The organism is Streptomyces sp. ICBB 8177, from assembly GCF_003144095.1.
Taxonomy (GTDB): Bacteria; Actinomycetota; Actinomycetes; order Streptomycetales; family Streptomycetaceae; genus Streptantibioticus_D.
In genome coordinates this window covers 534,657-547,834 of record NZ_NSKH01000002.1, presented here as the reverse complement: position 1 = coordinate 547,834, position 13,178 = coordinate 534,657, and the positions used below count along the sequence as shown (strand labels likewise).

At 72.4% G+C, this 13,178-nt stretch carries 11 protein-coding genes; 3 read left to right on the top strand and 8 right to left on the bottom strand.

Features of this window, described 5'->3' with window-relative positions:
• The first annotated feature begins 38 nt into the window (after positions 1 to 38).
• The gene (locus CK485_RS02825) at positions 39 to 554 is read left to right on the top strand and encodes a GtrA family protein (RefSeq protein WP_109446419.1); all 516 of its coding nucleotides are present in this window, start codon (positions 39 to 41) and stop codon (positions 552 to 554) included.
• A gap of 118 nt (positions 555 to 672) precedes the next feature.
• Here the strand turns inward: CK485_RS02825 and CK485_RS02820 are convergent, their stop codons facing one another.
• The gene (locus CK485_RS02820) at positions 673 to 1,965 is read right to left on the bottom strand and encodes an ATP-binding protein (protein WP_109446417.1); all 1,293 of its coding nucleotides are present in this window, start codon (positions 1,963 to 1,965) and stop codon (positions 673 to 675) included.
• Between the two features lie 14 nt (positions 1,966 to 1,979).
• Positions 1,980 to 2,651 carry a response regulator transcription factor gene (locus CK485_RS02815; RefSeq protein ID WP_109446415.1) on the bottom strand — a complete coding sequence of 224 codons (672 nt, stop codon included), beginning with the start codon at positions 2,649 to 2,651 and terminating at the stop codon, positions 1,980 to 1,982.
• A 368-nt stretch (positions 2,652 to 3,019) separates the two neighbouring features.
• Between CK485_RS02815 and CK485_RS02810 the strand changes: the two genes are divergently transcribed.
• The gene (locus CK485_RS02810; protein ID WP_109446413.1) at positions 3,020 to 4,525 is read left to right on the top strand and encodes an oligopeptide:H+ symporter; all 1,506 of its coding nucleotides are present in this window, start codon (positions 3,020 to 3,022) and stop codon (positions 4,523 to 4,525) included.
• Between the two features lie 215 nt (positions 4,526 to 4,740).
• Here the strand turns inward: CK485_RS02810 and CK485_RS02805 are convergent, their stop codons facing one another.
• Positions 4,741 to 5,235, bottom strand: coding sequence for an ATP-binding protein (locus CK485_RS02805; protein ID WP_109446410.1), 495 nt, complete (start codon positions 5,233 to 5,235; stop codon positions 4,741 to 4,743).
• A 150-nt stretch (positions 5,236 to 5,385) separates the two neighbouring features.
• On the bottom strand, positions 5,386 to 5,754 hold the full coding sequence (locus tag CK485_RS02800) for an STAS domain-containing protein (RefSeq protein WP_109446408.1): 369 nt from the start codon (positions 5,752 to 5,754) through the stop codon (positions 5,386 to 5,388).
• Positions 5,755 to 6,062: 308 nt separating this feature from the next.
• On the opposite strand from CK485_RS02800, the gene CK485_RS02795 reads away from it, so the two are divergent.
• Positions 6,063 to 6,917, top strand: coding sequence for an RNA polymerase sigma factor SigF (locus CK485_RS02795; protein ID WP_109446619.1), 855 nt, complete (start codon positions 6,063 to 6,065; stop codon positions 6,915 to 6,917).
• Positions 6,918 to 7,456: 539 nt separating this feature from the next.
• Here CK485_RS02795 and hutI read toward each other — a convergent pair.
• From hutI to hutU, 4 genes are all read right to left on the bottom strand, one after another.
• Positions 7,457 to 8,665, bottom strand: coding sequence for an imidazolonepropionase (gene hutI, locus CK485_RS02790; protein ID WP_109446406.1), 1,209 nt, complete (start codon positions 8,663 to 8,665; stop codon positions 7,457 to 7,459).
• Positions 8,666 to 8,721: 56 nt separating this feature from the next.
• Entirely contained in the window at positions 8,722 to 10,071 is a 1,350-nt protein-coding gene (locus tag CK485_RS02785) for a formimidoylglutamate deiminase (RefSeq protein ID WP_109446617.1), read from the bottom strand.
• Complete coding sequence (locus CK485_RS02780) at positions 10,068 to 11,270, bottom strand: allantoate amidohydrolase (RefSeq protein WP_109446615.1); 1,203 nt, start codon at positions 11,268 to 11,270, stop codon at positions 10,068 to 10,070. The genes CK485_RS02785 and CK485_RS02780 overlap by 4 nt, the downstream gene beginning before the upstream one ends.
• A gap of 65 nt (positions 11,271 to 11,335) precedes the next feature.
• Entirely contained in the window at positions 11,336 to 13,033 is a 1,698-nt protein-coding gene (hutU, locus tag CK485_RS02775) for a urocanate hydratase (RefSeq protein ID WP_109446404.1), read from the bottom strand.
• Positions 13,034 to 13,178: the final 145 nt, after the last annotated feature.

Here is a 13,178-nt window from a genome sequence, read left to right as displayed (position 1 = left end):
CCGACACGGACCACCGACAGACAGGGTCTAGCGACATCATGAGTCGACTGAGCGCGCTGAACACTCGACTGAGGCTCCTCTACCGCGAGATCGCCAAGTTCGGTGTCGTGGGCATCGCCGGCATCGGCGTCAACCTCGTCGTGTTCAACCTGCTGCGCGAAACGACACACCTCCAGACCGTCCGCGCGAGCATCATCGCCACCACGGTCTCCATCGCCTTCAACTACGTCGGCTTCCGGTACTTCACCTACCGGGACGCCGACCGCAGCGGCCGGGGCCGTGAGATCGGCCTGTTCGTCTTCTTCAGCGCGATCGGCGCGCTGATCGAGAACGGCGTGCTGTTCCTGGCCACCTACGGCATGGGCTGGGACGGCCCGCTCGCCAACAACTTCTTCAAGTTCCTCGGCATCGGCGTCGCGACGCTCTTCCGCTTCTGGTCCTACCGCACCTGGGTCTTCCGCTCGCTGCCCGCCAAGGCGGTCGAGCAGGCCGAGGCGATCCTGCTGACCGACGCGGAGCACGCGGCCCGGGCCAACGCCACCCGCAAGTACTGAACACGTTCCGCCGCCCGTACCGGCTCATCCGGCGCGGGCGGCGGTCGTCAGCGCGGGCCGGCCGCACGTCGACGCCGGTCGACGCCGGTCGGCCCAGGCCGGCCCGCGGCAGCGCCCGTCAGCGCACCGGAGGGGTCCCGTCGTCATCGGGGCCCCTGCGGCCGTCCTGGGCCCGCTCGGCGCCCTCCCGGGCCAGGAACAGCGCGAAGACCGGCGGACGCTGCTGGAGCAGCTCCAGGCGGCCGCCGTCCGCCTCGGCCAGGTCGCGGGCGACCGCGAGGCCGAGGCCGGTGGAGTTGCGCCCGCTGACGGTGCGCTCGAAGACCCGGGAGCCGAGATCGGGCGGGACGCCCTGGCCCTCGTCGGTCACCTCGGCGACCGCCTGGTTGCCGGTGACCCTCGTGTGGATGCTGACCGCGCCCGAGCCGTGCATCAGCGCGTTCTCGATGAGGGTGGCCAGGACCTGGGCGACCGCGCCCGGGGTGCCGACCGCGCGCAGGCCGCGGGTGCCCGAGCGCGACAGCAGCCGCCCCTCGCCCCGGTAGGCGGGCCGCCATTCCTCCATCTGCTGCTTGATGACCTCGTCCAGGTCGAAGGCGACCGCGGACCCCGACCTCGGATCGCGCGAGTTGGTCAGCAGCCGCTGCACGACGTCCGTGAGCCGCTCGACCTGGCCCAGCGCGATGGTCGCCTCCTCCTTGACCGTGCGGTGGTCGTCGGTGGCGACGATCTCCTCCAGCCGCATCGACAGCGCGGTCAGCGGCGTGCGCAGCTGGTGGGAGGCGTCGGCGGCCAGTCTGCGTTCCGCGGTGAGCATCTTGGCGATGCGCTCGGCGCTGGAGTCCAGCACGTCCGCGACCCGGTCCAGCTCGGGCACCCCGTAGCGGCGGTGCCGGGGCCTGGGGTCGCCGGAGCCCAGCCGCTCGGCGGTCTCCGCGAGGTCGATCAGCGGCGCCGCCAGCCGCCGCGCCTGCTGCACCGCCAGCACCACGGCGGCGGCGACGGCCAGCAGCGCGACGGCCAGGATCACCAGGAGTGTCCGGCCGACCTCGCGGCTGACCACGGAGCGTGACTCCTCGACGACCGCGCTCTCGCCGTGCGCCCCGCTGTCCCGGGCCTGGATGACCTCCCCCTTGGGCGGGTGGCCCAGGGTGATCGGCGCCTGCCCCGGGACCCGGACGACCGCGTACCGATCGGGGTCGATCTGCCGGGCCAGGGCGGCGGAGGAGACCTTCTCGCCCGCCGCGATGCGGTTCTCCACCACACCGACCAGCTGGACCGCGTCCGACTGGACCGACTCCCTGGCGCTGCTCTCGATCGTCCGGCTCTCCACGATGACCAGGGAGACGCCGAACACGGCGATCACCACGAGCACCACGGCGAGCGTGGAGTTGATCAGTCGGCGGCGCATCGCGGGTCAGCGGCTCAGTTCTTCTCGAAGCGGAAACCCACGCCTCGGACGGTGGAGATGTAGCGGGGGTTGGCGGCGTCGTCGCCGAGCTTCTTGCGCAGCCAGGAGATGTGCATGTCGAGCGTCTTGGTGGACGACCACCACGTGGTGTCCCACACCTCGCGCATCAGCTGGTCACGCGTGACGACCCGGCCGGCGTCCCGTACCAGCACCCGCAGCAGGTCGAACTCCTTGGCGGTGAGGGAGAGTTCGTCGTCGCCGATCCAGGCCCGGTGCGACTCGACGTCGATCCGCACCCCCTGGGTGGCGGGCTGCGCCTCGGTGCTGCCGCGCCGCAGCAGCGCCCGCACCCGGGCCAGCAGTTCGGCGAGCCGGAACGGCTTGGTCACGTAGTCGTCGGCGCCGGCGTCGAGACCGACCACGGTGTCCACCTCGTCGGCGCGGGCGGTGAGCACGAGCACCGGGAAACCGTGGCCCTCCGTGCGCAGCCTGCGGCACACCTCGAGACCGTCCATGCCGGGCAGGCCGAGGTCGAGCACCAGCAGGTCCACCGCGCCCTGCAGGCCGGCCTCCAGCGCCGTGGGGCCGTCCTCGCGCACCTCGACCTCGTACCCTTCGCGGCGCAGTGCGCGGGCCAGCGGTTCCGAGATGGAGGCGTCGTCCTCGGCGAGCAGTACTCGGGTCATGGGCTGATGGTAGTCCGCACGACATGGCCCAGGGGGCCGTGGGCAGGGGCTCAAAGGATCACGGTGACAGAGTGTGTCGCTGGAGGTGGCACCATAGGCCTGCGAACACTCCCTGTGACGTGCATCTCAAATCGGTGCGATCTTCGCGAGTTGTGCCCTACCGTGAGCAGACGTCCGTAGCACGACCAATGTGACCCTTGGCCGAACACGAGGTGCCGAGGGTCTTTCTGTAGCCGGAAAGCTGGCACGACCTCTTCCGGCGCGGGAAGTGCTTCCGGCCGAGCCCACGCGTGATGACGCGCGGGGGCCGACCCCTCACCCCGGGCGCGCGCCGCTCTTCGCGCGTCCCAGGAACGCAAGGATCGACCATGGCGTCCAGCCTGACGAAGGACGCCGCCCAGCAGGTGACACCTGTTTCCGGCGGCAAGACCTTCTTCGGCCACCCCCGCGGACTGGCCACCCTCTTCATGACCGAGATGTGGGAGCGCTTCAGCTTCTACGGCATGCGCGCCCTGCTCGTGCTCTACCTGGTCGCCCCGACCGCCCAGGGCGGTCTCGCCTTCAAGGCGGCCACCGGCGCGGCCATCTACTCGGTCTACAACGCGACGGTCTACCTGCTGGCCATGCCCGGCGGCTGGATCGCCGACCGGCTGTGGGGCCCCCGCAAGACGGTGGCCGTGGCCGGCGCGATCATCATGACCGGCCACTTCCTGCTGGCCGTGCCGTTCGAGGCCTCGTTCTTCGTCGGCCTGGTCTTCATCGCGGTCGGCTCGGGTCTGCTGAAGGCCAACATCTCCACGATGGTCGGCCACCTGTACCCGGACCGCAACGACTCCCGCCGGGACGGCGCGTTCACGATCTTCTACATGGGCATCAACCTCGGTGCCTTCGCCGCCCCGCTGGTCATCGGTACGGTCGGCCAGAAGGTCAACTGGCACCTCGGCTTCGCCCTCGCCGGCGTCGGCATGGCGCTGGGCCTGGCCCAGTACCTGCTGGGCACCCGCCACCTCGCGCCCAAGAGCAACGAGGTCCCGACCCCGCTGGGTGCCGCCGAGCGCGCCAAGCTCATGAAGAAGGCCATGTTCTGGCTGGTCCTCGCCGTCGCCTTCTACGGCGTCGTGACCGCCACCGGCCACTTCACGATCAACTGGGCCCTGTGGCCGCTGTCGCTGGCCGGCCTGGCGCTGCCCGCGTACTACTTCGTGAAGATCCGCCGCGACCGGGACATCACCGCGGACGAGAAGTCCAAGGTCACCGGCTACATCTGGTTCTTCATCGCGGCCGCGGTGTTCTGGATGATCTACGACCAGTCCGGCTCCACCCTGACGGTCTTCGCCCAGAACAACACCGCGGGCACGCTGTGGGGCTTCGGCTTCCCGAGCAGCTGGTTCCAGTCGCTCAACCCGCTCTACATCATGGCGCTGGCCCCCTTCGTCGCGATGCTGTGGGTGAAGCTGAAGGACCGCAACCCGAGCACCACCGTGAAGTTCGCCTACGGCCTGATCGGCATCGGCCTGTCCTTCGGCGTGATGATGCTGGCGCAGGCCGCCGCGAGCGGTGACACCAAGGTCACCCCGCTGTGGCTGGCCGTGGTCTACCTGATCCAGACCGTCGCCGAGCTGAGCCTGTCGCCGGTCGGCCTGTCGGTCACCACCAAGCTGGCGCCGGAGAAGTACGCGGGCCAGATGATGGGTCTGTGGTTCCTCGCGGTCACCGCGGGCGACTGCACCGCGGCGATCATCCAGCTGGTCGCGGGCAACGCGTTCCTGTCGGAGGCGAGCTTCGCGATCCAGGGCGCCGTGGTGGCGCTGGCCGGCATCGCGTTCCTCTTCTACCGCAAGCGCGTCATCAGCCTCATGGGTGACGTCCACTGACGCACCCGCGTGGACACGCGTGACCGGGCCCGGTGCCGCTTCGGCGGCCCCGGGCCCTTCGCGTTGCCGCTCGCGCGTGGCCGCAGGCGGGCCCGGACGGCGAAAAGCCGCGTCAGGCACGGATCGGCCTCACGCGGCTGCGCTCCCCTTCGGGAAGCGGCTCGGTGTCACGCTGATCGGGAAGCGGCTCGGTGTCACGCGGATGAAAAACGGGCTCAGCCCGGCCAGGCCAGCTCCGCCCACACGGTCTTGCCCTGCCGGCCGTCGGAGGCCCGTACGACCCCCCAGTCCAGACAGAGCCGCTGCACGATGAACATGCCGTGCCCCCCGGGCCGCCCGGCGCGGTGCGGGGTGCGCGGCGCGGGATCACCGTCGCTGCCGTCGAGCACCTCCAGGCGCAGCAGCCGGGGGGCCCGGTGCAACCGCAGCTCGTCCGGGCCGCCGCCGTGCAGGCAGGCGTTGGTGACCAGCTCGGAGACGACCAGCAGGATGTCCTCGGCGGCCGCCTTGCGATCGGCTGTGGAGGCGGGCAGCCAGCCCCAGTCGTACAGCGCCTGCCGGGTGAAGTCACGGGCGAGCGGTACGACGCCGCTGGCGTCGCTGAGCGTGAGGTGGCGCGTCTGGTGCCTGGTCACGGGCTCAGCCGGTTCACCGGGGTCGCCGTGGTCCGGCCCACGGTCGCCCGGCACGACAGGCCGAGTGGTGCTCATCAGCGCTTCACCTCACCGATGGTCCGACAGTTCGAGGAGTCTCCTGCCCGGGGGAGCACGGGCGACACCCATGGATTCCCGCGAGCCGGTCAGGGGAGCCGGGCCGGCGGTCGCCAGCCCCGCGGCGGCCCGCTCCCCGGCGGGTCGTCGTCACTCGTTCAACGCGTCGGCCAGAGTGTCGTGAAGGGTGAAGACCGCTTCAGCCCCCGTGATCTCGAACACCCGTGCGACCGTGGGCAGGAGCCCGACGAGGTGGACCCCGCCACCCTCGGCCTCCGCCTTCAGGCGGGCGCCGAGCAGCACGTTCAGCCCGGTCGAGTCACAGAACTCCAGCTGCGAGCAGTCGACGACGAGCTTGGCGTACCCGTCCTCCACACTGCTGTCCATCGGCTCCCGCAGAAGTTCCGCCGTGTGGTGATCAAGCTCACCAACCGGCGTGAAGATCGCGGACCGGCCTTCTCGCCGCACGGCCACCGTCAGACGGTCCCGGCCGGTCGTGCCGACCATCCCGCGGTCCATGCGCGTTCCTCCTGGTTGTTCGGCTGCGCGACTGAACCCTACGCCGTCGTCGGACCTGGCGGTAGTCGCGGTCCCGCAAGGCCTCAGCAGGCTCCGGCGGCACGTGACGCCGGTCACGACCTCCGCAACTCCTTCACCCCGAACTTGCGGCCCGCGGGTCAGAGCGGGTAGGCCTGTTCAGGAGATGTCCGTGAACGGCTGGCCCGGAGGCGCCGCGCAGCAGAGTGCGTGATCATGTGTTCGGCGATGGCGACTGCCATGGTGGGACGATGGCAGTGGTGCCCGACGTCAGCCCGAGGGAGGAGATCATGACACCCCGGCTCGACGCGCAGACGGAAGACCTCGCGGATCTGGAGGGACTGGCGGACCTGCCGGACATCCCACCGTTCGACGAGGTGGGACCGGTGGACGCCAGGGCCCTGTCCAAGACGCTCTTCAGCCGCCTGGAGACCCTCGAAGAGGGCACGCACGAGTACTCCTACGTGCGCAACACCCTGGTCGAGCTGAACCTCGCCCTGGTGAAGTTCGCGGCCTCCCGGTTCCGCTCACGCAGCGAACCCATGGAGGACATCATCCAGGTCGGCACGATCGGCCTGATCAAGGCGATCGACCGGTTCGAGCTGAGCCGCGGGGTGGAGTTCCCCACGTTCGCCATGCCGACGATCATCGGCGAGATCAAGCGCTTCTTCCGTGACACCTCCTGGTCGGTGCGGGTGCCGCGCCGCCTTCAGGAACTGCGGCTGGACCTGGCCAAGGCCGGGGACGAGCTGGCCCAGAAGCTGGACCGCTCGCCGACCGTCGCCGAACTCGCCGACCGCCTCGACCTGACCCGCGAAGAGGTCATCGAGGGCATGGCCGCCAGCAACGCCTACACCGCCAGCTCGCTGGACGCGCAGCCGGAGGAGGACGACTCCGAGGGCGCGCTCGCCGACCGGATCGGCTACGAGGACCATGGTCTCGAGGGCATCGAGTACGTCGAGTCCCTCAAGCCGCTGATCGCGAGCCTGTCGGCGCGGGACCGCAAGATCCTCTCGCTGCGGTTCGTGGGCAACCTGACCCAGTCGGAGATCGGCGAGGAACTGGGCATCTCCCAGATGCACGTCTCGCGCCTGCTGTCGCGGACGCTGACGCGGCTGCGCAGGGGGCTGCTCACGGAGAGCTGAGGCCCGCCCCTCGCGGGGCGGCGCCGCGGTGACGGCGGAGGACGCCAGGGGTGGTGATGCGGCCCTGACGCCCTCCGCCTCTGTGTGCGCCCTCCCGCACGCGCACCCCGGTGGCCGGTGCGGCAGGGCCTTCGGCCGTCTCGGCGGCTGCGGTACGGCAGGGCCTCGGCCGTCTCGCCGGCCGGCCAGGTCCTGGGGCCGTTTCCCGGCTGTGGGCACAGAGGCTTCGGCCGTTACCCAGCCGCGGGGCAGACCTGGAAGCCTTTCGGTCCGCCCGCACCCGCGCCCGCACCCGGCCCTGGTCCGCCTCGTGCGCCGGGCCAGGCCTCAGTCCGCCCCGTCCTCTCCCAGCCCGGACCTCGGTTCGGAGAACGCTTGTCAGCTCGTTGTCTCCGGCAAGGATCTGCTCGAACAAGCCGCCGCTCAGGAAGCGAGCCGCCGCAGAAGGCGATCCGCGGCGGGGCCCGGGCGGTCGCCGGGCTCCGCGAGCCGCGCGCGGCGGGGTGAGCGTCGTGGGGCGGCGGGCCGCCAGGGTCGTCCTAGAGCGCGCGGGCGCCCTTGCGCCAGACCGCCCTGACCAGCGGGACGCCCGGGCGGTACGCCAGGTGCACGTGCGAGGGCGCGTCCAGCAGGACGAGGTCCGCCCGCATGCCGACCGCGATGCCGCCGACGTCCGACCTGCGCAGCGCCCTCGCGCCGCCGGCCGTGGCGGCCCACAGGGCCTCGTTCGGCGTCATGCCCATGTCCCGTACGGCCAGGGCCACGCAGAACGGCATGGAGCTGGTGAACGACGAGCCGGGGTTGCAGTCGGTGGACAGCGCAACGACCACGCCCGCGTCCAGCAGGCGGCGGGCGTCGGGCCAGGTGGCCCGGGTGGAGAACTCCGCCCCGGGCAGCAGCGTCGCCACCGTCCTGCCCCCGCTCGCCGCGAGCGCGTCCACGTCGGCGTCGGTCAGGTGGGTGCAGTGGTCGGCGGAGGCCGCCTGGAGCTCCACGGCGAGCTGGACGCCGGGGCCCGGGCCCAGCTGGTTGGCGTGGACGCGGGGGGTCAGGCCGCGCCGCGCGCCGGCGGTGAGGATCGCGCGGGCCTGGTCGCCGTCGAACGCCCCGCGTTCGCAGAACACGTCGACCCAGCGGGCGTGCGGCGCGCACGCGTCCAGCATCGGGCCGGTGACCAGGTCGACGTACTTCGCCGGGTCGTCCGCGTACTCCGGCGCGACGATGTGCGCCCCGAGGAAGGTGACCTCCTCGGTGTGGCGGGCCGCGACGCGCAGCGCGCGCTCCTCGTCGTCCGTGGTGAGCCCGTAGCCGGACTTGGTCTCGATGGTCGTGGTGCCCTGGCGCAGCGCCTCGGCGACGTAACGGGCGACGTTGGCGTCGAGTTCGGCGTCGGAGGCGTCACGGGTGGCGGCGACCGTCGTGCGGATGCCCCCCGCGCTGTAGGCCCGGCCCTCCATGCGGGCGTTGAACTCGGCGGTGCGGTCGCCCGCGAAGACCAGGTGCGAGTGGGAGTCGACGAAGCCGGGGATCACCGCCCGGCCCTCGGCATCGACGTGACTGTCGGTGGCCGGTGCTTTACTCGAAGTGCCGACCCAGACGACGCGGTCGCCCTCGATCACGACTGCCGCGTCCTGGACCAGGCCGAGAGGCCCCTGACCGAGGGAGGGATCGTTGGTGACCAGGCTTCCGATGTGGGTGATGGCCGTCGTCGTGGCGCCGGTGGGCGCGCTCCTCGGCGTGGGCGTCATCGTCCTGCTCTCCTTGCCGTTCCTGATGGCCGTCAGCTTGCCGTTCCCGCCGGGCGTCAGTCGCGCAGCGCGCCGATGGAGTCCGCCAGCGCGGCGGCCACGTCCGGCACCAGCAGGTGCTGCCCGTCGCGCACCACCTGGCGGCCGGCCACCACGGTGTGCCGGATGTCGGCCCCGGTCGCCGCGAATACCGCGGTCTCGCCCGCCAGTCGCGCGGGCGGTCCCGCCGTGCGCACGGTGTCCAGCGCCACGGTGCTGAAGTCGGCCAGCGCGCCGGGGGCGAGACGTCCCGCCTCGGGCCAGCCGAGCGAGGCGTGACCGTCGCCGGTCGCGGCGTCGAGCAGCCGCGCGGCGCTCCAGTGCCCCCGCACCCGGGTGCGCAGCCGTTCGTCCAGCTCCATCGCGCGGGCCTCCTCGAGCAGGTCGATGACCGCGTGGCTGTCGCTGCCCAGGCTCAACGGGCAGCCCGCCTCGGCGAGTTGGACGGCGGGGCCGATGCCGTCTGCCAGGTCCCGTTCGGTGGTGGGGCACATGCACACCGTCGTGGACGCCGCGCCCAGCAGCGCGATGTCCTCGTCCGTGAGGTGGGTGGCGTGCACGGCGGAGGTGGTGGGCCGCCAGAAGCCGTGGTCGGCCAGCAGCCGGGTCGGGGTGCGCCCGTGGACGGCCAGGCACGCCTCGTTCTCGGCGGGCTGCTCGGACAGGTGGATGTGGGTGGGCACGCCCTCGGTCCAGCGGGCGAACTCGCCGTAGCCGTCCGCCTCGGAGAAGGCGCGCACCGAGTGCAGCGCCGCGCCGATCCTGGCGTGCCCGCCGCCCTTGAGCGCGCGCCAGCGCTCGTACCAGGCGCCGGCCGTGCCGTCGCCGAAGCGCAGTTGCGGCCCCTCCAGCGGGCGGTGGCCGTCGCGGGTCAGGCCGCCGTGCAGGTAGGCGGTGTCGAGGAGGGTGATGCGGATGCCGGCTTCGGCCGCGGCGGCGATCAGCGCCTCCCCCATGGCGTTGGGGTCGGCGTAGGGCGTGCCGCCGCTCTGGTGGTGCAGGTAGTGGAACTCGCCGACGCAGGTGATCCCGGCGAGCGCCATCTCGGCGTAGACGGCGCGGGCCAGGGCGAAGTAGCTGTCCGGGGTGAGCCGGCCCGCCACCTCGTACATCGTCTCGCGCCAGGTCCAGAAGGTGCCGCGGTCGCGCTGCACGGTGCCGCGCAGGGCCCGGTGGAAGGCGTGCGAATGGGCGTTGGCGAGCCCGGGGACGGTCAGGCCGCGCAGGGTGACGGCGCCGGGCGGCGGGCCGGCGACGCCGGTGCGCACGGCGGCGATCGTGCCGTCCGCGGCGGTCTCGATCAGCGTGCCCGGCTCGACGCGGTCGCCGAGCCAGGCGTGCTGCGCCCAGTAGGTCGGTGCCGTCAGCGACACGCCAGGCCCTCCAGTACGTCGGCGAGCGCGGTGACCCCGGCGAGGCAGTCGTCCTCGTCCGCGGCCTCCGCCGGGGAGTGCGAGATCCCGGTGGGGTTGCGCACGAACAGCATGGCGGTCGGGATCGCGGCGGACAGGATGCCCGCGTCGTGGCCCGCGCCGGTCGGCAGGACGGGCGCCGGGCGGCCGTCGTCGCCGGCGAGGAGCCCGGCGAGCCGGTCGCGCAGCCCGTGTTCGAACTCCACGACGGGCGTGAACGACTCGCGGGTGACGTCGATGCCGATGCCGGAGCGCTCGCCGCTGTCGCGGGCGGCGCGTTCGACGCCGGCGACGACCCGGGCGAGGGTGGCCTCGTCGGCGGCGCGCGAGTCCAGCCAGCCGCGCACCAGCGACGGGATGGCGTTGACGCCGTTGGGCTCGACGGCGACCTTGCCGAAGGTGGCCAACGCGCCTGCCAGCCGGGCCTGTTCGCGGGCGGCGAGCACGGTGTCGGCGTAGGCGATCATGGGGTCGCGGCGGTCCTCCAGGCGGGTGGTGCCCGCGTGGTTGGCCTCGCCGCGGAAGTCGAAGCGCCAGCGGCCGTGCGGCCAGATCGCGGAGGCGACGCCGACCGGGTCGCCGCTGATGTCCAGGGCGCGGCCCTGTTCGACGTGGAGTTCGACGAACGCGCCGATGCGGGCGAGGCGTTCGGGGTCGGGACCGATGGCCTGCGGGTCGTACCCGGCGCGTTCCATGGCGTGCGCGAGGGTGACGCCGTCGGCGTCGCGCAGTTCGCGGGCCTTGGCGGCGGTCAGCTGCCCCGCCGTCAGCCGCGAGCCGACGCAGGCCAGGCCGAAGCGGGCGCCCTCCTCGTCGCCGAAGTTGGCGATGGCCAGCGGCCGGGTGAACTCGGCCCCTCGGGCACGCAGTTCGTCGAGGGCGGCGAACGAGGACACCACGCCCAGCGGCCCGTCGAAGGCGCCGCCGTCGGGGACCGAGTCGAGGTGGGACCCGGTGACCACGGCGTCACCGGCGGCCGGGTCGCCCAGCCAGGCCCACTGGTTGCCGTTGCGGTCGACCTCGTAGGACAGCCCGCGCGTGGTGGCCTGCGCCTTGAACCACTCGCGGCAGTCGGCGTCGGCGCCGGTCCAGGCGTAGCGCCGGTAGCCGTGCGAGCCGGCGTCCCGGCCTATCGGGAGCAGGTCGTTCCACATGCCGTGGAAGGTCCCGGAGGACGGCGGCGCGGTGCGCGCCGCCGTCCGTCCGGCCGCGTCGTGGGTCACGCGGTCCCACCCTCGCGCATCGGGACGCGCACCCCGCGCTCGGCGGCGACCTCGTCGGCGCGGTCGTAGCCCGCGTCCACGTGCCGGATGACGCCCATGCCGGGGTCGTTGGTGAGCACCCGGCGGATCTTCTCGCCCGCCAGCGGCGTGCCGTCGGCGACGGTGACCTGCCCGGCGTGGATCGAGCGGCCCATGCCGACGCCGCCGCCGTGGTGGATGGAGACCCAGGAGGCGCCGGAGGCGACGTTGACCATGGCGTTCAGCAGCGGCCAGTCGGCGATCGCGTCGGAGCCGTCGAGCATCGCCTCGGTCTCCCGGTACGGCGAGGCGACCGAGCCGCAGTCGAGGTGGTCGCGGCCGATGACGATCGGCGCGGACAGCTCGCCGGAGGCGACCATGTCGTTGAAACGCTCGCCGGCCTTGTCGCGCTCGCCGTAGCCGAGCCAGCAGATGCGGGCGGGCAGGCCCTGGAAGTGGACGCGCTCACCGGCCATCTTGATCCAGCGGGCCAGCGACTCGTTCTCCGGGAACAGGTCGAGGATCGCGCGGTCGGTGGCCGCGATGTCCTTCGGGTCGCCGGACAGCGCCGCCCAGCGGAACGGGCCCTTGCCCTCGCAGAACAGCGGCCTGATGTAGGCGGGCACGAAGCCGGGGAAGTCGAAGGCCCGGGTGTACCCGGCGAGTTGGGCCTCGCCGCGGATCGAGTTGCCGTAGTCGAAGACCTCGGCGCCCGCGTCCTTGAAGCCGACCATCGCCTCGACGTGGCGGGCCATCGACTCGCGCGCCCGCTGGGTGAAGTCGGCGGGCTTGTCCTTGGCGTACGCGGCCATGTCCTCGAACGCGACACCGGTCGGCAGGTAGGCCAGCGGGTCGTGGGCGGAGGTCTGGTCGGTGACGATGTCGATGGGGGCGCCCATGGCGAGCATCTTCGGCAGCAGGTCGGCGGCGTTGCCGAGCAGGCCGATGGACAGCGCCTTGCGCTCGTCGCGGGCCTTCACCGCCAGCTCCAGCGCGTGGTCGAGGGAGTCCGCCTTGACGTCCAGGTAGCGGTGCTCGATGCGGCGGTCGATGGCCCGCGGGTCGCAGTCGACGCAGATGGCGACGCCGTCGTTCATGGTCACGGCGAGCGGCTGGGCGCCGCCCATGCCGCCGAGGCCGGCGGTGAGCGTGATGGTGCCGGCGAGCGTGCCGCCGAAGCGCTTGGCGGCGACGGCCGCGAAGGTCTCGTAGGTGCCCTGGAGGATGCCCTGGGTGCCGATGTAGATCCACGAACCGGCGGTCATCTGGCCGTACATGGTCAGGCCGAGCTGCTCCAGGCGCCGGAACTCCTCCCAGTTGGCCCAGTCGCCGACCAGGTTGGAGTTGGCGATCAGCACGCGCGGCGCCCACTCGTGGGTCTGCATCACGCCGACCGGGCGGCCGGACTGGACGAGCATCGTCTCGTCCTGCTTGAGGCCCTCCAGCGTGCGGACCATCGCCTCGAAGGAGCGCCAGTCGCGGGCGGCCTTGCCGGTGCCGCCGTAGACGACGAGCTTGTCCGGGTGCTCGGCGACCTCGGGGTCGAGGTTGTTCTGGAGCATCCGCAGCGCGGCCTCCTGCTGCCAGCCGGGCGCGCTCAGCCGGGTGCCCCGGGGTGCCCGGACCGGGCGGGGACCGGGCTGCGCTGCGGGTCGTGCCGCCGCCGATGCGGACATGCGGGTCGCCTCCTCGCGGGTCGTCGCCCGACCCCGCTTGGATCGAGCCATTCACATATTGTCCGGCTGAATAGAGTTAGTCAACAGGTTGTGTGCGCCAGTTTCCGCCGCGTGGGCGGGCGGATCGCGTGCCGGTTCCGCCGCG

Coding starts and splice junctions, on each gene's coding strand:
- CK485_RS02825 (WP_109446419.1), top strand. CDS start 39: ATGAGTCGACTGAGCGCGCTGAACACTCGACTGAGGCTCCTCTACCGC.
- CK485_RS02820 (WP_109446417.1), bottom strand. CDS start 1,965: ATGCGCCGCCGACTGATCAACTCCACGCTCGCCGTGGTGCTCGTGGTG.
- CK485_RS02815 (WP_109446415.1), bottom strand. CDS start 2,651: ATGACCCGAGTACTGCTCGCCGAGGACGACGCCTCCATCTCGGAACCG.
- CK485_RS02810 (WP_109446413.1), top strand. CDS start 3,020: ATGGCGTCCAGCCTGACGAAGGACGCCGCCCAGCAGGTGACACCTGTT.
- CK485_RS02805 (WP_109446410.1), bottom strand. CDS start 5,235: ATGAGCACCACTCGGCCTGTCGTGCCGGGCGACCGTGGGCCGGACCAC.
- CK485_RS02800 (WP_109446408.1), bottom strand. CDS start 5,754: ATGGACCGCGGGATGGTCGGCACGACCGGCCGGGACCGTCTGACGGTG.
- CK485_RS02795 (WP_109446619.1), top strand. CDS start 6,063: ATGACACCCCGGCTCGACGCGCAGACGGAAGACCTCGCGGATCTGGAG.
- hutI (WP_109446406.1), bottom strand. CDS start 8,665: ATGACGCCCACGCCGAGGAGCGCGCCCACCGGCGCCACGACGACGGCC.
- CK485_RS02780 (WP_109446615.1), bottom strand. CDS start 11,270: ATGTGGAACGACCTGCTCCCGATAGGCCGGGACGCCGGCTCGCACGGC.
- hutU (WP_109446404.1), bottom strand. CDS start 13,033: ATGTCCGCATCGGCGGCGGCACGACCCGCAGCGCAGCCCGGTCCCCGC.